General features: G+C 39.8%; 20 protein-coding genes. 15 read left to right on the top strand and 5 right to left on the bottom strand.

What is annotated here, in order from left to right; translation table 11 throughout:
* Nucleotides 1-50 precede the first annotated feature (50 nt).
* From THC_RS07650 to extKL, 6 genes are all read left to right on the top strand, one after another.
* The gene (locus THC_RS07650) at nucleotides 51-491 is read left to right on the top strand and encodes an Lrp/AsnC family transcriptional regulator (RefSeq protein ID WP_068515653.1); all 441 of its coding nucleotides are present in this window, start codon (nucleotides 51-53) and stop codon (nucleotides 489-491) included.
* A 100-nt stretch (nucleotides 492-591) separates the two neighbouring features.
* Nucleotides 592-843, top strand: coding sequence for a sulfurtransferase TusA family protein (locus THC_RS07645; protein WP_068515647.1), 252 nt, complete (start codon nucleotides 592-594; stop codon nucleotides 841-843).
* Nucleotides 840-2,042 carry a cysteine desulfurase family protein gene (locus THC_RS07640; protein ID WP_068515643.1) on the top strand — a complete coding sequence of 401 codons (1,203 nt, stop codon included), beginning with the start codon at nucleotides 840-842 and terminating at the stop codon, nucleotides 2,040-2,042. Before THC_RS07645 ends, THC_RS07640 begins: the two co-directional genes overlap by 4 nt.
* 24 nt (nucleotides 2,043-2,066) lie before the next feature.
* Nucleotides 2,067-2,438, top strand: a complete 372-nt coding sequence (gene nifU / locus THC_RS07635) for a Fe-S cluster assembly scaffold protein NifU (protein WP_068515640.1) — start codon at nucleotides 2,067-2,069, stop codon at nucleotides 2,436-2,438.
* Nucleotides 2,431-2,826 (top strand): iron-sulfur cluster assembly scaffold protein, encoded by a 396-nt coding sequence (locus THC_RS07630; RefSeq protein WP_068515637.1) that lies wholly within the window; start codon nucleotides 2,431-2,433, stop codon nucleotides 2,824-2,826. Before nifU ends, THC_RS07630 begins: the two co-directional genes overlap by 8 nt.
* Nucleotides 2,827-2,956: 130 nt before the next feature.
* Nucleotides 2,957-4,270, top strand: coding sequence for a multiheme c-type cytochrome (seleno)protein ExtKL (extKL, locus tag THC_RS07625; RefSeq protein ID WP_248595808.1), 1,314 nt, complete (start codon nucleotides 2,957-2,959; stop codon nucleotides 4,268-4,270).
* A gap of 2 nt (nucleotides 4,271-4,272) precedes the next feature.
* Here the strand turns inward: extKL and THC_RS07615 are convergent, their stop codons facing one another.
* On the bottom strand, nucleotides 4,273-4,917 hold the full coding sequence (locus THC_RS07615) for a DedA family protein (RefSeq protein WP_231938344.1): 645 nt from the start codon (nucleotides 4,915-4,917) through the stop codon (nucleotides 4,273-4,275).
* 476 nt (nucleotides 4,918-5,393) lie between these two features.
* Between THC_RS07615 and THC_RS07610 the strand changes: the two genes are divergently transcribed.
* From THC_RS07610 to serS, 8 genes are all read left to right on the top strand, one after another.
* On the top strand, nucleotides 5,394-6,506 hold the full coding sequence (locus tag THC_RS07610; RefSeq protein ID WP_068515628.1) for a 3-deoxy-7-phosphoheptulonate synthase: 1,113 nt from the start codon (nucleotides 5,394-5,396) through the stop codon (nucleotides 6,504-6,506).
* A gap of 9 nt (nucleotides 6,507-6,515) precedes the next feature.
* Nucleotides 6,516-7,889 (top strand): phosphomannomutase/phosphoglucomutase, encoded by a 1,374-nt coding sequence (locus THC_RS07605; RefSeq protein ID WP_068515625.1) that lies wholly within the window; start codon nucleotides 6,516-6,518, stop codon nucleotides 7,887-7,889.
* Nucleotides 7,890-7,977: 88 nt separating this feature from the next.
* Nucleotides 7,978-8,316 (top strand): hypothetical protein, encoded by a 339-nt coding sequence (locus THC_RS07600; RefSeq protein WP_331708996.1) that lies wholly within the window; start codon nucleotides 7,978-7,980, stop codon nucleotides 8,314-8,316.
* Between the two features lie 48 nt (nucleotides 8,317-8,364).
* Nucleotides 8,365-9,339, top strand: coding sequence for a Holliday junction branch migration DNA helicase RuvB (gene ruvB / locus THC_RS07595; RefSeq protein ID WP_068515620.1), 975 nt, complete (start codon nucleotides 8,365-8,367; stop codon nucleotides 9,337-9,339).
* Entirely contained in the window at nucleotides 9,326-10,168 is an 843-nt protein-coding gene (panB, locus tag THC_RS07590) for a 3-methyl-2-oxobutanoate hydroxymethyltransferase (RefSeq protein ID WP_068515617.1), read from the top strand. Before ruvB ends, panB begins: the two co-directional genes overlap by 14 nt.
* Entirely contained in the window at nucleotides 10,161-10,853 is a 693-nt protein-coding gene (locus THC_RS07585) for an anaerobic ribonucleoside-triphosphate reductase activating protein (RefSeq protein ID WP_068515615.1), read from the top strand. The genes panB and THC_RS07585 overlap by 8 nt, the downstream gene beginning before the upstream one ends.
* A gap of 171 nt (nucleotides 10,854-11,024) precedes the next feature.
* Nucleotides 11,025-11,858 (top strand): PD-(D/E)XK nuclease family protein, encoded by an 834-nt coding sequence (locus tag THC_RS07580; RefSeq protein WP_068515610.1) that lies wholly within the window; start codon nucleotides 11,025-11,027, stop codon nucleotides 11,856-11,858.
* A gap of 327 nt (nucleotides 11,859-12,185) precedes the next feature.
* Nucleotides 12,186-13,490: a serine--tRNA ligase gene (gene serS, locus THC_RS07575; RefSeq protein WP_068515608.1), complete on the top strand. Its 1,305-nt coding sequence runs from the start codon at nucleotides 12,186-12,188 to the stop codon at nucleotides 13,488-13,490.
* Here serS and THC_RS07570 read toward each other — a convergent pair.
* From THC_RS07570 to THC_RS07555, 4 genes are read right to left on the bottom strand one after another with little or no spacing between them, the layout of a single operon-like run.
* A complete protein-coding gene (locus THC_RS07570; protein WP_068515606.1) occupies nucleotides 13,473-14,165 on the bottom strand; it encodes a thermonuclease family protein in 693 nt (230 codons plus the stop codon). The two genes, serS and THC_RS07570, sit on opposite strands and share 18 nt — an antisense overlap.
* 27 nt (nucleotides 14,166-14,192) lie before the next feature.
* Nucleotides 14,193-15,245, bottom strand: a complete 1,053-nt coding sequence (gene queA / locus THC_RS07565; protein ID WP_068515603.1) for a tRNA preQ1(34) S-adenosylmethionine ribosyltransferase-isomerase QueA — start codon at nucleotides 15,243-15,245, stop codon at nucleotides 14,193-14,195.
* Nucleotides 15,246-16,502 carry a diaminopimelate decarboxylase gene (lysA, locus tag THC_RS07560; RefSeq protein ID WP_068515601.1) on the bottom strand — a complete coding sequence of 419 codons (1,257 nt, stop codon included), beginning with the start codon at nucleotides 16,500-16,502 and terminating at the stop codon, nucleotides 15,246-15,248. It lies immediately after the preceding gene.
* Between the two features lie 44 nt (nucleotides 16,503-16,546).
* The gene (locus THC_RS07555; RefSeq protein ID WP_068515598.1) at nucleotides 16,547-17,515 is read right to left on the bottom strand and encodes an arsenic resistance protein; all 969 of its coding nucleotides are present in this window, start codon (nucleotides 17,513-17,515) and stop codon (nucleotides 16,547-16,549) included.
* Nucleotides 17,516-18,249: 734 nt separating this feature from the next.
* On the opposite strand from THC_RS07555, the gene gatC reads away from it, so the two are divergent.
* Nucleotides 18,250-18,543 carry an Asp-tRNA(Asn)/Glu-tRNA(Gln) amidotransferase subunit GatC gene (gene gatC, locus THC_RS07550; RefSeq protein WP_068515595.1) on the top strand — a complete coding sequence of 98 codons (294 nt, stop codon included), beginning with the start codon at nucleotides 18,250-18,252 and terminating at the stop codon, nucleotides 18,541-18,543.
* Nucleotides 18,544-18,551: the final 8 nt, after the last annotated feature.

Genomic DNA, 18,551 nt, shown 5'->3' with positions numbered 1-18,551 from the left:
AATTGAAATTTTTATATTAATATAGAAAAAAAACTTGTAAGGTGAGAAATATGGAAGAAGCCTACAGAAAGCTTCTAAACATTATTCAAGATAGCTTTCCCATTACGGAGAGGCCTTTTAAGGAACTTGGAGAAAAAGCTGGCCTTACAGAAGAAGAGGTGATCACCTTTCTTCAAAAACTCCAAAAAGAGGGCATCCTTAGACATCTGGGAGCAAGCCCTGACTCTCATAAACTTGGACACTTTACCTGTCTTTGCGCTTGTCACTTACCGGAGGATAAATTTCATCTTGCAGAAGAGATAGCAGATCTTCCCGAGGTTACTCATGCCTATTTAAGGGAACATTTTCTAAATTTCTGGTTTACCCTTGTGCTTCCCTCAAAGGAGGCCTTAGAACCCTATCTAAGGAAGCTCCAAGAAAAATATCACCTTGAAATTAAGGCCTTCCCAGCCACCAGAAAATTTAAAGTGCGAGCAGTCTTTACTGTATAATATAAAATAACTTTATTTACTTTTATTAGTTACAAGGTATTGATTTTTTGAAAAAAAGATTTAAATACTTTATTAATAGAGATTTTTAGGGGAGCCAGAGATGAGATTTTTGGAGGAAGAATTAAAGCCAGATCTATCAGTTGATATTGTGCACCTTATGTGTCCTATTCATCTTCTTGAGCTTAATGAGGCTATTAAACAAATAGAACCAGGTCAGATTCTTGAGCTGGTTACTGATTATGAAAGAGCCCTTGAGGATGTCCCCAAATGGTGTGAGGTCTTTGGTCAAGAGTTTATTGGCCTTCGGGAGGATGGAGAGATATATAAATTCTATATCAGGAGAAAGATATGAGGAAGGTTTATCTTGATCATATGGCTACCACCCAGCCTGATGAGCGAGTCTATCAGGCCATGCTACCGTTTTTAAAAGAATATTATGGAAATGCCTTAAGTGTTTATGATCTTGGCGTTACAGCCAGAGAGGCTATTGAGTCTGCCAGATCTAAGGTTGCAGATCTTATCAATGCCAAGCCTCAGGAGATCATTTTTACCTCCGGGGGAACGGAATCCAATAACTTTGCCTTACGAGGTCTTGCTACAGCTTATCATAAAAAGGGGAATCACATTATTGTTTCACTTGTTGAACACCATTCTATAACCAATCCAGCGAGAATCCTTGAACGAGAAGGATTTGAGGTTACCTTTCTTCCTGTGGATAAATTTGGAAGGATTGATCTAAATTTTCTGGAAAGGGCTCTTAAGCCGGAAACAGTGCTTATCTCTATTCAATTAGCCAATCCTGAGGTAGGAACCCTTCAACCCATTGAAGAAGTTGTAAAACTTGCTGAAAAAGTAGGAGCCCTTGTGCACACTGATGCCGTAGCAGCTCTTGGACAGATTGAAGTAGATGTGGAAAAACTTGATGTGCATGCCCTATCCCTCTCATCTCATCAGTTTTATGGCCCTAAGGGGGTTGGCGCCCTCTATCTTAGAAAGGGAACAAGGATTCAGCCCCTTATTTATGGAGGTATTCAGGAAGGAGGTAAAAGAGGAGGCACTGAAAATGTAGCTGGTATTGTGGGAATGGGAGAAGCAGCTCAATTAGTAAAAGAGAATCTTAAAGTGTGGAAACCAAAAATGCAGACCTTAAGAGATAAACTTATTAAAGGGCTTGTGGAGAGGATTCCAAAGATACACCTTACCGGGCATCCAGTAGAGAGGCTCCCGGGGCATGCAAGTTTTATTGTTGAATTTATCGAGGGTGAGGCTATGCTTCTCATGCTTGCCATGAAGGGAATTTATGTATCAAGCGGCTCAACCTGTACCTCTAAGGCCCTTAAAGCCTCACCTGTGCTTTCTTCCATGGGCTTTCCAGCCCATCTCATTCAAGGTTCCATTGTCTTTAGTCTCGGAAAGGATACCTCTGAAGAAGATATAGAGTATGTGCTTTCTGAGATGCCTCCTATTATAGAGAAATTAAGAGAGATGTCCCCCTTTAAAGAGGGGTGGCGGGATATGGAAAAATGGGAAGAAACCTGTCCGCATCATTAAAATTTGAAAAAAGGAGGGCTTGCCATGTATAGCGAAAAGGTTTTAGATCATTTCATGAATCCCAGAAATGTAGGAGAGATCCCTGATGCCGATGGAGTTGGTATTGAAGGGAATCCTGTTTGCGGGGATATGATGTATCTTTATATTAAGGTCAAAAATGAGCGCATTGAAGACATTAAGTTTAAGACCTTTGGATGTGCAGCTGCTATTGCAGTCTCAAGTATCCTAACCGAAATGGTTAAGGGAAAACCCTTAGATGAGGCCTTAAAACTTACCAAAGAGAAAATCGTATCTGAACTTGGAGGGCTCCCTCCCCAAAAGGTGCATTGCTCAGTTCTTGGCCTTGATGCCTTGAAAAAAGCTATTGAAGACTATCGCGCTAAACAAAATGGCTAAATATTATGGCAAAAAGGTCCTGCAGGAGTTTTTAAATCCCAAAAATATCGGAGAGATTCCTGATGCCGATATCATAATTACCGAGGAGAATCCTGTCTGCACAGCGGATTCTCCTCCTTCTCCCTGTCTTTTAAGGCTCTATCTCAAAAGGGAAGGAAACATCATCAAAGATGCCAAGTTCAAAGTTCAAGGCTGTGTAGCAGCCATTGCCTTCTTAAGCAAACTCACCGAAAAGCTTAAAGGCAAAACCATAGATGAAATTTTAAAATTAGAAAGGGATTTCCTTTTGGAAGAACTTGAATCAGGTATTCCTGAAAACAAACTGAGCTGTCCCATTCTCAATGTTGACACCCTAAAAAAAGCCTTGCTTTCTCAGAAAATTTCTTAACCTTACTTGTTAATTTATAGACTTTTATCTATTAATCTTATTAAAATTTTCTATTTGACATGTTTAATTTTACAGTTCATAATTTATTTAAAAAGTTAATAATAAACTAAACATTAAAAGGAGGTGGGTTATGGTGTTTAAGCGATTTTTCTTTTATTTTTGGGGATTGTTATTATTGGGCCTGTTGTTATTTGCTCCAGGTGGAGCAAAGGCAGAGGTAAAGAAGGCCAAAAGTGTTGATGAGCTCATCAAGATGTTTGATGTAAGCTCCTGTAAGGAGTGCCATCAGAAGGAATTTAAAGAGTGGTCAGAGAGTCTGCATGCAAGATCCCTTATAGGGACTCCGAGAACCCTTGGAAGTATGGCAGGGACAGTTGAGTCTCTCTGGAAGGAGTTTAAGCACTCAGGGGTTAAATCCATTGCAGATGTTACCGCAGACAAGCTTATGTTTTGTATGAAGTGTCATGCCCCTCAGGTTCAATATCTTGAGCCCTCTGGTGCAAGAGAGCTGGCAGAGTTGCTGATTAAAGCTGCAGGGGGAGACGAAGCAGCCTGGAAAAAGGTTGAGCAGGTAAACATCAACTGTATTATCTGCCATCAGGAAAAGGCCATAGTTCATAAATGGCTGGATGGTGATATTGACAGAAATGCCATTTACGGAAAAAAGGAAGGTTCTCACTTTGATACAAAGTTAAAAACCTTAAAGAAATCTCCTATAATGGGACAAGCAGTTTTCTGTGGTCAGTGCCATGGAACTGGGCCAAATTTTGAATTTCCAGAACCCTCTCAATGTGCTACAGCCTATGGAAGCTATCTGCATGCTTATATCCCAAGTGGAGGCACCAAAGTTTGTCAGGACTGCCATATGAGAGAGGATAATTTCGGACACAAGATTCCTGCTTACCGGGACGAAAGAATGGTAAATAAAGCCCTTAATTATTCCGTTGAAGCTGAGGGATACTATTATCTTCACAAACCTGGTGATTTGAGACCAACTGTTAGAGTAATTGTTAAAATGTATAATAAGGCCGGGCACCGTATACCAGATGGCTGACCTTCTCCCAACAAGCTGGTCCTTGAGGTGACTGGCAAAACCAAAGATGGAAAGGTCATTTATCAGGATCTCAAAGTTCTCATGCCTATGGCATCAGGCTTTGACAGGGACAATAAGATGGCCTTTGGTGCTCATAGAAAGACAGGTTATATGGTAGATACCTCTTTACAGCCAGAAAAAGAAAAGGTAAAGATCTTTGAATTTCCTTTCCCTTATGAAGATGTGGAAAAAGATGGTAAGAAGGTAAGAGAAATTAAGGCCAAAGAAGTAGAGGTTACTGTTAGTCTCTGGTACTTACCAAGTGATGCTGCAGAAAATCTGGATAAATTAGAAGTTGGTAAAAAGAAATTCCTTTTCTTTAGCGAAAAAAGGCTGGTTAAAATCAATTAAATCTATTTTTTGGGGGCCTTTGGCCCCTTCTTTATTTTTATCTTGAACCAAACATATGCACTTATCAAGATTATACAAAATAAAATCAATCCATATGATCCTTTATGAAGATATTCCTTGAGAAGGGCCTCATTTTTCCCAAAGTAATAACCACAAATGGCTAAAAAGGTGCACCACAAAAGGGCTCCTATTGTTGTATATAAACAAAAGATCCCAAGCGCCATTCGAGCAAAACCTGCAGGAATAGAGATTACATGCCGAAGCCCGGGAAGAAGCCTCCCTACAAAAGTACTAATGTGTCCATGATTATGCCAAAAACCCTCCATCTTCATAAAGGAAATCTCAGTTAACAAGACATACTTCCCGTATCTTCGAATAAATCTCAAAAAAGCGGGTCTTCCAAATTTTAGAGCCAGGGAGTAATTCAAAAGGGCTCCTGCAAGACTTCCCAAAGTTCCAGAGAGAATAACTCCGAAGAGATTCATTTTTCCTTTAGAGGCAAGATAAGCAGCCGGTGGAATAATTATCTCGCTGGGGATAGGAACAAGAGTTGACTCAAGGGCCATTAGAAAAAAAACTCCAAAATATGAGCTCTTTTCAAAAAAAAGAAGAAATTTCTGAATAAGAACAAGAAATGTCTCTTTCAAGCGTAACCTCCCTAAATTAGAACCTTTATTTTAACATTTCTTTTTTTACTCCACAAGCCTGCGAATTGCCTCATTAAGAATCTATTCGAAATTTTATCGTTGCCTCGGAGAAAAAATTTTTCAAATTCAATTCAGGACATCTCTCTTAAAACTTTACGGAAAAATGGTATATCTCACTCTTCTTAAATTCACGAAAGGTAGACCTTAAGTCCCCTGGCAAAGCTTATTTTAAAGGAAAAAGGGGGGAAAAGTAAAGGAGCTTTACAGAAAGATAAGGAGATATCAGAAAATGCTTGAAAGAGCATATTTTGAAAAAAAAGTAAATTATTCCCAAGAAAAATTGACAGTAAAAAAGAGGGGATAAAAATGATTTCATTTATAAAACTAAATGAGGCATTACGCCTGAAAGCCCTTGCAATTTTCAGGAAAAAGGCTTAAATAAAAAATATTATTTCTGTGTCAGGAGGTGTTTGTATATGATAATTATCCTGGAACCCAACATTACTCAAGAGAGCAAAGAATTTAAAGATCTGATGGAATATCTCAAACGATTTCCCCACTTGCAGATCAAGGTGATGGAGCACAAAGGGGTTACACGCTCACTTATTGAGGTCCACTTAATTGGGGAGGATTATATGGTGTCACAGGAAGAAATTGAAAATCTACCTGGAGTTGAAAAAGCCATAAAAGTTACAGCTAAATATAGATTACTGGGAAGACATGGAGCTCTCACAGATTTTGGTTTTGAATATAAGGGTCTCCAGTTCAGTCAAGAAAGTTTCCATATCTTTGCTGGCCCCTGTGCAGTGGATACTTATGAAAATACAGAGGCTATCTTCAGGGCCTTAAAGGAGGTAGGTCTTTGTTGTGCGCGCATGGGCGCCTATAAACCCCGCACCTCACCTTATGACTTTCAAGGGCATGGCAAGGCCTGTTTGCCCTGGCTTTTTGACCTGGCTGGTAAATACGGTATAAAGGTTATTGCTATGGAGGTCCTTGCTCCTCATCACATTGAGGAGATTCAAGAGGCCCTGGAAGATGCCGGCCATCCCTGTGGAATTATTCTTCAGATAGGTACGCGAAATGCCCAGAACTTTGAACTCCTTAAGGCCGTTGGGAAACAACAGGATTTTCCAGTGCTCTACAAAAGAGGATTTGGTCTCTCTTTGGAAGAGTGCCTCAATGCTGCAGAATACATTGCCTCTGAAGGGAATACTAAAATTATCTTTTGTTTAAGAGGTGTGCGCACTCACCTTGGTGATCCCCATCGCAACCTCGTTGATTTTGCTCATGTTCCTGTAGTTAAAAGACTTACAAGGCTTCCGGTCTGTATTGATCCCTCTCATCCCATTGGGTCAAAAGTTAAAGCCCCGGATGGTATCAGAGATATCTATCATGTTACTGCTCAAGGGGTTATAGCTGGAGCTAATGCCATTTTGGTTGAATTTCACCCTCAACCTGAAAAAGCCCTATGTGACGGTCCCCAGAGCCTTCCTTTAACAGAACTTCCTCTTTTCCTTGAGTTTGTGCAAAAGGTCAGAGAGACCTATCTTGATTTAAAAAAACTCGTTAATGAGGGAAAGGCATAGAGGTGAGAGATGAAAATTAGTCCCTTTATTTTCAGAGAATATGATATTCGGGGTAAAGTGGGGGTGGACTTTACTCCTGAAGTTGTGCGATTAATTGGTAAAGCCTATGGCACAATGGTTAAAAGAAATGGAGGTAAAAAAATTGTCTCGGGAAGAGATGGAAGACTCTCAGGTCCAGATTTACAAAAAGCCCTTATAGAGGGAATTCTTGCAACCGGGGTGGATGTAATTGACATAGGGGTTACCCCAACTCCTGTTATGTATTTTTCTCTCTTTACCTCAGAAGACATTGGTGGAGGGATACAGGTTACTGGCTCACACAATCCACCTGAATTTAATGGGCTTAAAATCTGTCTTGGTAAGGATACGCTTTTCGGTAAGGATATACAAAAAATAAGGGAGCTTGTGGAAAAGGAGGACTTTGAAAGTGGAAAAGGTGGATATTCTGAAAGAGATGCCCTTTCCCCTTATATAGAATATCTCTCTCAAAATATTCATCTTGCCCGCCCCCTTAAAGTGGCCATTGATCCAGGCAATGGGGTTTGTGCCCTTACTGCCCCTGAGATTTTCAAAAGGCTTGGCTGTGAGATCGAGTGTCTCTTCTGCGACCTTGATGGAACCTTTCCTCATCACCATCCTGATCCTGTGGTCCCGGAAAATCTAAAATTCTTAATTGAAAGGGTTACAACTAAAGGGCTTTCAGCAGGTTTTGGATACGATGGAGATGGGGATAGAATCGGTGTTGTTGACGAAAAAGGAAATATTATCTGGGGGGATCAACTTCTTATTATTTTTGCCCAGGACCTTCTGAAAAGACACCCCTCAGCCAAGATTATCGGTGAGGTAAAGTGTTCCCGTATACTTTACCAAACTATTGAAAAGCTTGGTGGCAAACCTATTATGTGGAAGACTGGACATTCCCTGATTAAGGGCAAGATGAAGGAAGAGGGTGCTCTCCTTGCTGGGGAGATGAGTGGACATATCTTTTTTGCAGACAGGTGGTTTGGTTTTGATGATGGAGTGTATGCAAGTTTAAGGCTTGCTGAGATACTTTCCTCTTCCAACAAACCTCTTTCTGCCTTTCTGGAAGATCTTCCAAGGATGATCTCAACCCCTGAGATAAGAACTGAGTGCCCAGATGAGATTAAATTTCAGGTAGTAGCAGAACTGGTGGAAAGATTTAAAAGAGAAGGCCTTAAGGTTATTGATGTGGATGGAGCTCGCATTGAATTTAAAGAGGGTTGGGCACTAGTTAGGGCCTCTAATACTCAGCCTGTTCTTGTTCTGCGCTTTGAAGCAGAAACTGAAGAATTTTTAGAGACCCTAAAGGATCGCCTTTACTCTGCCCTTAAAGAAGCCCTCAGTAAGCATGGAATCCCTTAAAAACATCTCAAACTCTTTAAAACTTCCTCCCAGGATAAAGGAAAGTCTTAGGCTTTTCAAGTTCCTTAAAGAAAATTGGACTAAAATCATGGAGAATGAGGCTAAGGATACAAAACCTCTTAATTTTGAAGAGGGTGTGCTTGTAATCGGAGTATCTGACCATTATATTTTACAAAAACTCTCTTCTCATTACTTAACAATTCTTGAGCGCTTAAGAACTTATTATCCTGAAAAAGAATCTTTTCCTGTAAAAACCCTAAAATTTGTCTTTTATCCTTCATGGGAGACCAAAGATGAGACCTCAAGAATTAAACATATTCTTCTTTCTAAGGAGACCTTGGAAGAATTAAAACTTCAGTGCAGAAATCTCTCTGACCCTGAGTTAAAAGAGGCTTTTTTGAAACTTTTTCAGAGACTTTCTTTGTGAAAAAACATACTTGACCTTTTTAGAAATTCAGGTAACTTTCTAAGTGAAATGTGGGATTTTCGGCCCTCAACTCTTGAGGAATTCATAGGGCAAAAGCGCCTTAAAGAAGAGCTCTCCATTTACCTTTCTTCCATTAAAAAGAGAAAGGAGGTCTTTCCCCATACCCTTTTTGTTGGAGCACCAGGCCTTGGGAAAACAACTCTTGCCCGGATAATTGCCTTTGAACTCAGAAGGGAGCTCAAAATTACCTCTGGTCCTGTGCTTGATAAACCAGGAGCTGTAGCTGGAATACTCACTAATCTCTCCGAGGGAGAAATCCTCTTTATTGACGAAATTCATCGCATCCCTAAGCCCTGTCAAGAGATCCTCTACTCTGCTATGGAAGACTTTGCCCTTGACATCCTTATTGGCAAAAATCAAGGAGCTCGCTCAGTGAGACTAAATCTGCCAAGATTTACCCTAATTGGAGCTACAAACAAGCCTAATCTTCTCTTAGGGCCACTTCTGGATAGATTTCAGCTCTCATTTAAGCTTGATTATTATCAGGAAGAGGAGCTTAAAGATATCCTTCTCAAGGTGAGTTCCCTGTGGGGCCTTAAACTCTCTGAGGAATCTGCCTGCAAGCTTGCTAAAGCTGGCAAAGGCATTCCAAGACAGGCCTTAAATCTCCTGAGAAGACTTAAAGAGTTTATGCATCATTTTACTCCCCAGGATTCAAAGATTTTAGAGGTTACAGAAGGAGAAATAAAGGCCTTTTTTCAGCTTTTAGATATTGATGAATGGGGTCTAACCCCTGAAGATCGGAGATGTTTATTTACCCTGTATCGGGATTTTAAAGGTGGCCCAGTGGGTCTCAATTCCCTTGCCCTTTCATCGCGTATAAGCCCGGATGAGCTTGAAACCCTTTATGAACCAGCTCTTATCCGTTTAGGCCTTATGGCCCGAACTCGCAAAGGAAGGGTTATCACCAAACTGGGTGAAAAATATCTCAAAGAAAGGAACCTTTTTCATGTCTCTCTTTAAACTCAGCCCTCTTGAGATAACCCTCAAAAAGGGGAAAGAAAAAATCGCAGGTATTACTGCCTATGATTACAATATGGCAAGATTAGCAGAATCCGCAGGCCTTGACTTTATTCTTATTGGTGATTCTGCAAGTATGGTTGTCCTTGGACATCCAGATACCTATCCCATTACCTTAGAAGAGATGCTTATTTTTTGTCAGGCGGTCTCTCGGGGAGCTCCAAACACCCTTCGTATAGGGGATATGCCCTTTCTCAGCTATCAGGTTTCCATTGAGTCAGCCCTTTTGAATGCAGGGCGTTTTATCAAGGAAGGAAGGTGCCACGCAGTAAAAGTTGAAGGTGGCATTGAGGTAGTTGAAATAGTTTCAGCCTTGGTCAAAGCAGGTATCCCTGTGTTAGCCCATATTGGAGTTACACCTCAAAGAAGCCTGGACATAGGTGGGCTTAAGGCCAGAGGGAAAGACTTAGAAACTGCAAAGGAGCTTCTTGATTCTGCCCTGGCCTTAGAGTCTGCAGGAGCCTTTGCTATAGTCCTTGAATGCGTCCCAGCAGAAATTTCAAGGCTTATTACCCAGAGATTGAAGATTCCAACTATAGGAATTGGAGCAGGGCCTTACACAGATGGGCAAATCCTTGTTTTTCACGATGTGGTAGGCCTTTTTCCAGAGATGCGCCCTAAATTTGTGAAAAATTATATAGATGGATTTAAAATCTTTGAAGAGGCTTTAAAAACCTATCAAAAGGAGGTAAAAGAGGGGCTTTTCCCTGAAGAGAAACACTCCTTTAAAGTAGATCCACAGATTTTAGAGGCCCTATCCAGAGATGATTAAAGGTTTTCGGGGAACAAGCTTAGTTGACTTTCCTGAGAAGGTCTCCGCAGTCATCTATACCTATGGGTGTAATTACCGGTGCCCTTTTTGTTACAACATAGAACTTGTTCTTACAGAAAACTATAAGGATCTCCCAGACATTCCTGATGAGGAGATCTTAACCAATCTTTCTCAGAGAAAAGGGTTTATTCAGGGTGTAGTTATAACAGGAGGGGAACCTACCCTATGGGGAAAAAGACTTCATTATCTCATAGAGAGGATTAAATATGAAATAGGGCTTGCTATTAAAGTTGATACCAATGGTTCAAATCCAGAGTTGTTAGAGCGGTTTTTGCAGGAAAATCTTCTTGATTATGTGGCCCTTGATTTTAAAACCTCACCATCCCGTTATCCTGAACTTGGGGGAGACTTTTCCAGAGTGAGTGAGACCCTAAGGGTCTTAAAAAATCATCCTGAAAAGGTTGAAATTCGTATAACCCTTTATCCCCCTCTTTTTAATGGAAGAGACTTAGAGGAGATGCTTCCCTTTTTAGAGGGGTTTCAAATTATTGCCCTTCAGAAGTATTTACCTGAGAAAAATCTAAGTGGACGAGGTGTTTCCCCTTATTCAGAGGAAGAGTATCTTAATTTCTTTACTGTGTTGCAAAATCATCTTCCAACTGCAAGAATCCTTAAGCGTTTTTGAGGTCTTTTTCTGCAGAAGTTCCTATCCTTACAAGAAAAAGAATGGAGGGAAAAAGATTAGAGGGGAGAGTTAGAAATAATGTTAAACTACATACATTTCATCATCGAGGAACTTTGGTGTCTTGTTTTTTTTCATTTTTCTTTTAAGTTTAGGAATTAAGGAGGAACATTTATGCAAAGGGCTAAAAAAAGTGTCATATCCAAAGTAGCCTTTAAGGAAATGTTAATTCGGGATCTCCCTGAGCTTTTGAAGGAAGATCCCCTTCTTAAGGACTATGTAGCGAGCCTTTTCAAAGAAAATTTTGCCGACAAAAGAACCACTGAAGAAGAGATCAAAGCCCTCTTAGAGGAGATTAAGATCTTAAGAATTGAGAGTGAAAAAAGATGGGAAGAGCATTCAAAAAGGCTTGAAGAGCATTCTCAGATTCTAAAAGAGCATTCAAAAAGGCTTGAAGAGCATTATCAGATTCTAAAAGAGCATTCAAAAAGGCTTGAAGAACATTCTCAGATTTTGAAAGAGCATTCAAAGAAGCTTGAAGAACTCTCTCAAGGCAATAAAATCCTGATGGAAGAAATCCTTGCCTTAAGAAAGAGACAGGATGTGCAGATTGGTGCCCTCGGGGCAAGATGGGGAATTAAATCAGAAAAAACCTTTCGCAATGCAGTAAAAGGGCTTCTTGAGGAAACCTTTGGGGTTAAGGTAGAACATTATGAAACAACTGATTTAGAAGGTGAGGTCTTTGATGGTTTTCCCGGTAAAACCGTTGAAATTGACCTTATTATTAGAGATGGTGAGCTTATTGTAGCTGAGATTAAATCTTCTGTTAGTCCTGCTGATGTCCTGCTTTTTGAGAGAAAGGTAAAGTTTTTTGAGAAAAAAGAAGGGAGAAGGGTCACAAGAAAGATAATTATTTCTCCTATGATTGATCGTGAGGCTAAGAATTTTTGCAAAAGTCTTGGGATAACCTTTTACACTGATGTCCCTGATAGAGAAGCAGGCTTATAAGAAGAGCCAAAAAAATCGTTTACAAGTTTTAATTGAAAAGCATATATGAAAAGTATAATTCCCTTGTCAAATTTATCAGGTTGATTTGGAAAAAATGGTCTCTTAAATGCTACCAACAATGTAGCAGGAATTTTTGTCGAGGGTGATATAACTAATTTATTCAAACTCTAATGAGCTTTTATCGGAAGAAATTAAGAATGCAAGTGCTTCTTGGTTGGAGCCCATTTTAGATAACATAAAGAATGAAAAAACTTCTCCTTATGTCTTAAAAGATATGGACGCATACATTTTCTTGACAACCAATATTTTTAAGGTATTTTAGGGCCTATGCTTGACTTAAAATTCCTTAGAGAAAATCCTGAGTTTGTTGCTGAGGCCTTGAAAAAAAGAGGTGGGGAGTATCCCCTTAAAGAGGTCCTTCAATTAGATGAGAGGAGAAGAGAACTTATACAAGAGGTTGAGGTCCTAAGACATGCAAGAAAAACCAAGTCTGAAGAGATTGGGCTTCTCAAAAAAAAAGGAGAGGAAACCAAGGCCAAGGAGCTTTCAACAGAGGTTAAAGAGCTCGGAGAAAGGCTTAAAACCCTTGAGGAAGAGTTAAGAAAAACAGAGGAGCTTCTTTGGGATGCCCTTTCTCGCATTCCCAATCTTCCCCATTTTTCTGTCCCCTTAGGAAAGTCAGATAAAGATAATGTCGTTGTTAAAATTTACGGAGAAAAGCCAACCTTTTCCTTTAAGCCAAGACCTCATTGGGAAATAGGAGAGGCCCTTGGAATTTTTGACTTTGAAAGGGCAGCCAAACTGACAGGTAGCAGATTTACTGTTTATTATCGAGAGGGAGCCCTTTTAGAAAGGGCCCTAATTAACTTTATGCTGGATCTCCATACCAAAAAACATCGTTATACCGAGGTTTTACCCCCTTTTATCGTCAATTCTGCCTCTATGTATGGCACGGGCCAGCTTCCTAAATTTCGGGAGGAACTCTTTAAACTTGAAGACTGGGATTACTACCTCATTCCTACAGCAGAAGTTCCTGTAACCAATCTACATCGCGATGAGATCCTCTCTGAAGAAGACCTTCCCCTTTATTATACCGCCTATACCCCCTGCTTCAGGGCAGAGGCAGGAGCCCATGGGAAAGATATAAAAGGTATAATTCGCCAGCACCAATTTAATAAGGTAGAATTAGTAAAATTTGTCGTTCCTGAAAGTTCTTATGAGGAGCTTGAAAGTCTTCTTCTTGATGCTGAGGAGGTGCTTCAACTCCTTGAGCTTCCCTACAGGGTTGTAGTGCTTTGCACAGGTGATCTTGGTTTTGCCTCAGCTAAGACCTATGATATTGAGGTTTTTTGTCCAGGGCAAGACCGCTATGTGGAGATCTCTTCCTGTTCAAACTTTGAAGATTATCAAGCCCGCAGGGCCAATATTAGATATCGCCCAAAGAGTGGTGGTAAGCCTCGCTATGTCCATACCCTTAATGGCTCAGGTCTTGCGGTGGGAAGAACTCTCATGGCCCTTCTTGAAAATTATCAACAGGAAGATGGCTCAGTCCTCATTCCCAGAGCCTTACAGCCCTATACCGGGGGACTTACAAGCATTAGCCCTGTAAAAGGCTTAGTAGGGAAAGATTAAAGAAAGACATTCCCGAGATGGGCAATAACCCTCTTTCAAGGCCTCTTCAAGATTATCAAAAATTACCTTTTGTTTTATCTTACGGGCCTCAAAGCAATCAGGATGATGAAAGCGAAAACTTTTCTTATTGCCAATAAAATTTACCTTGGCCTGAGGTTTATCCAAATAACTAAAAAGTCCCACTCTTTTATGTAAGGCCTTTTTCTGAACAGGAAGGAGTCTTTCAAAAAATTTTGCACTCCCCTCATAGAAACACACCAAACCCAGCCCCTCCGAAACCAAAATCTCGGAAACAGAAGATCCATTTGAAAAATAAAGCTCTCCAAGGAGTCTTCCGTATCTATCCCTTTCCCTTAGGGCTTTTTCTAAACAAAAGCTTTTACCCTCGGTTAATTCCCTGTTTTTATAGTAGGCTTCTTTTGCAAAGGGTTCTGGTCTTCCATCAGGAGTATGCAGTTCAAGGGTATTGATACCGGCATAACGCAGTTTTTCTCCACTTTCAAGCTCAACAGTATCTCCATCCACAGCTCTTTTGACCTTGACCTTTACAAGGGGAGGCTTACAATTAAATACCTCAGTTCTTTCTGATTGCCCCTGCGAATTACAGCTTTGGAAAAAAAAGACAAATAAAAGTAAAAAGAGATGAAAGAAGCTTTTTAAGTTTAATTTCTTCATTTTTCTTCACCCCAGAGGATTTTTAACCTAAATTATAAAGGTAGCATCTCCGTAGGAATAAAAGCGATACCCCCTTTGTATAGCCTCTTTATAAGCCCTTAAAATTAGATCTCTCCCGGCAAAGGCACAGACAAGAAGGAGAAGGGAAGACCGCGGTAAATGAAAATTTGTAATTAAGGCAGAAAGTATCCTGAATTCAAAGCCTGGATAAATATAGAGATCACAAAGCCCCTTGAAGGGTTTTAATCCATATTTAGCTATAAATTCAAGGGTGCGAGCTGTAGTAGTGCCAACTCCTATGACCCTTCTTCCCTGGGCTTTGGCTTTCTTAATGGCGGAAACAGTTTCATGGGAAACCTCAACATATTCTGGCTCAATTTTATGCTTCCTTATATCTCTAACTTTAATAGGAGCAAAGGTGCCATAGCCTACATGCAGAGTTATAAATTTTATCTCCACTCCTTTCGCTTTAAGTTTTTTCAATAGAGGAGGATCAAAATGAAACCCTGCGGTAGGGGCTGCAATTGAGCCCTCCTTACTTGCAAAGACCGTTTGATACCTTAGTAAGTCCAAATCTTCTGGCTCTCTCTTAATATAGGGTGGGAGAGGCGCCTTCCCAATGCTTTCAATTGCCCTCTCCAGATCATCGCCTGTTGTCTCAAGCCTTAATTTAAATCTACCACCCCTTAGATCTTCTAATAAATGGATTTCTATCTCTCCATCAGGAACACTTAAACTCATACCAGGTTTTAATCTTTTTCCTTTAACTAAACCCTGTGTTTCAAAAGATTTACCCTTTGGCTTATTAAAAAGAAGGATTTCAACTATCCCACCTGTCTTTTTTACAGCCTTGATTCTTGCTGGAAAGACTTTAGTATCATTTAAAACAAGAAGGTCTCCTTCTTGCAGATACACCTCAAGTTCAGAAAATTTTTCATGAAAAAAGAGGTTCCCTCTTTCTCTTTCTATAACAAGAAGTCTACTACTTACCCTTTCCTTAGGCGGATAGTAGGCAATATTTTCTTCCGGTAGGGGATAGTCATAAGAGTTTATATCAAACTCAGGTGGAATAGAGGTCATTTAAAGATAAAGAGGTGGAATAGCCTCAAGGGAAATTAGATCCTCAACGGTTTCCCTTTGCCTTACTAAAAAGAATTGATCACCTTCCACCAGCACCTCAGCAGCCCTTGGACGAGAATTATAGTTTGAGCTCATAACAAAGCCATAAGCCCCGGCACTCATTACCGCAAGAAGATCCCCTCTCTTAACCTGAGGAATTTTCCTTTCTTTAGCCAAAAAATCTCCAGATTCACAAATAGGGCCGACAATATCTACAACCACTTCCTCCCCTTCTTTTTCCTCAACAGGCACAATTTTATGATAAGCCTGATAAAGTGCTGGCCTAATAAGATCATTCATAGCTGCATCTACAATAACAAATTTTTTTTCTCGGTTAGCTTTTGTATAAAGAACCTTAGTTACAAGGATACCGGCATTACCGACTATTAATCTTCCTGGTTCAAGAAGGAGGGTTATTGGAAGGCCCTTTAATTCCTTGAGTATGGCTGAGGAATATTCCTCTGGTAAGGGAGGTTCTTCCTGATCATATACAATCCCAAGCCCTCCCCCGATATCAAAATACTTTAACTCAAAACCAAAAGAGGAAATCTCCTCCCAGAGGGCCTTAAGTCTTCTTAAGGCATCTATAAAGGGCGAAATGGTTGTAAGTTGTGAACCAATGTGGGCATCTAATCCTAAGGGGAGAAGATAGGGATTTTCTTTAGCCTTCAAATAAGCAGGTATTACCTCTTCTTCCGGGATACCAAATTTATTTTTGCTAAGCCCTGTTGAGATGTAGGGATGAGTTTTAGGATCAACATTTGGGTTAGCCCTTATGGCAAAAGGAGCTTTAATCTTGAGAGTTTTAGCCACTTCTCCCAGAACCTCAAGCTCTTCTAAACTCTCCACATTGAACATAAGAATCCCGGCCTTAAGAGCAGCTTCCATTTCAGCAGGAGTCTTCCCAACCCCTGAAAAGACGATTTTCTGGGGAGGAATACCAGCCTTAAGGGCCCTGTAAAGCTCTCCCCCTGAAACAATATCAGCCCCTGACCCTTCCCGGGCAAGAAGAGCCAGAACCCCTATATTAGAATTAGCTTTAACAGAATAACAAGTAAGATGCTCTATTTCACTAAAGACCGAATCAAAGACCTTAAAGTGCCGTCTAATTGTTTTTCCCGAGTAGATATAAAGAGGGGTCCCACACTTTTCCACGATTTTTTTTACAGGGACCTCTTCGCAATAGAGCTCACCTGCATGATAAATAAAATAATGCATAGCTCAAAATATAACCCTAAAGTCAAAGAAGACAAGAGGATATCTTAGCTTTCAGGAGGGCCAAAGATGGTATTTGAAAGTCGCACATACCATGCCGCTGCCTGAACCTGAATGATAAAGGCTAAGGCAATCACAAGGGCAACCTCTGGATGAGCCTTACCAAAGGTCAACATAGCAATAGCTAAACAGATGGAAAGATTCCTCATAACTGTCCCATACACCAAAGCTATGGCATCCCCTCTCTTAAAAAAGAGTTTTCCAATTAAAGTTGCTAAGGCAAAATTCAAAAAGTAAAGAATAACAAGGGGCACAAAGATGTAGAAAATGAGAGAGACCTGATTAACAATTTCACGAGATTTAAGAGCCATAGCAATGAAGACTATTCCAAGGACTCCCAAGGTTGAAATCCCTGAGAATCTGGGAGCAAATTCTTTATTTAGTCTTTGTTGCCCATATTTTTTAATAAGATATCTCTGAGTAAAATAACCAGCCACCATGGGTAAAAAGACTACAAAAAGAATCTGTCTGAAAATATACAGAACATCCACTTTCAAATGCGCAGACATAAGCATCTGAACATAAAGCGGAGTAGCTAAGGACCCTAAGATCAGACCAATAACAGTCATCTTTACAGCAGCCTCTATATTGCCCCTGGCAAAGCCTGTCCAGGAAATGGTCATGCCACTTGTTGGCACAAGACCAGCCATAAGAAGGCCAAGGGTGAGATAGTAGTTCTCTCCGAAAAATAGAGTTCCCAGCCAATAAGCCAGAAAGGGAATAACCAAAAAATTTAATCCCTGAGCAACAAGCAAAACCTTGGTATCACCTCCCTCAAAGACCTTTTTAAACCTTAAATTAATCATCATGGGATAGATCATTACAAAAGTAAAGAAGAGAACAAAATTTTTAAGAAAGGAAAGATCTAAATAGAGCCCGGCGATGAAACCTGCCAAGAGACTGGCAGGAATAAAAATTATTAAATTTTTAGTTATGTATCCCAAAAGCTTCCACATACTTCCCCTCCTATTCATAATAAAATTTAATACTATTTTTATTTTATAAATCTCAAACCAAAAGTCAAGAACCTGAATTGCCTCATTAAAAATCTATTTGAAATTTATCGTTGCCTCATATAAAAAACCTCAGCTCCTCTATTTAACCTTCACGAAAAAACTATCTATTTCGCCCCTCTTGAATTTATGAGCTTAGTTCTTTCGCAAAGCTTATTTTAAGGAAAGAATAGGTGGAAAGGTAAAGGAGCTTTGCAGAAAGATAAGGAGATATCAGAAAATGTTTGAGAGAGCATATTTATAGAAAAAAGGGAATTATTATCGGGGAAAAAATTGATGAAAATATAAAGGAGGAGAAGGTAAAATAATTTCCTTTAGAAAATTAAATGAGGCATTACAGACCTGTTTTTATATGCACAAACTATAAAACACGGTCTTGAAAATTAATTGTTAAAGAAAAATATGCATAAGTTCATATCCTTACAGGAAAAAATAAGAGGGGTATAAGTATTGAACAGGGGCAACTTGTTTCTGCTTTTGAGCCCCATGTAGGGGTTTAAAATTTTAAACTCCTACTTAAGGAAAGATTTTGCAGATTTTTTATCCTTTGTTTCCAAAGGGGAATGGGTATGTGTAGAAAATCCTCTTGCGTCTCTAAAGATATGAATGCATACAACCCTTTGAAATAGCTAAAAATTGATTATACTTAAAAGAAATTTTGAACTTAGGGAGGAAATATGCCACTTACTCTTGATGAGGTCAAAAAAATTGCCCATCTTGCAAGGCTTGAATTCTCTGAAGAAGAGATCCTTTTATACACTCAGGAACTCTCCAAAATCCTTGACTACTTTCAAGAACTTCAAAAGGTTGATACCTCCTCAGTTTCCCCAACCTTTCATCCCCTCAAGAAAAAAACCCCTTTTAGAGAAGACGAGGTTAAGGAGTTTTATAATAGAAAGGGACTTCTTGAGAATGCACCAGAACTTAAAGAGACCTCCATTATTGTCCCTAAGGTTGTTAAAGCCCCATAAAGATGCCG

The sequence above is a fragment of the Caldimicrobium thiodismutans genome, assembly GCF_001548275.1.
Classification (GTDB): domain Bacteria; phylum Desulfobacterota; class Thermodesulfobacteria; order Thermodesulfobacteriales; family Thermodesulfobacteriaceae; genus Caldimicrobium; species Caldimicrobium thiodismutans.
This window is presented reverse-complemented; position numbering and strand designations above follow the sequence as displayed.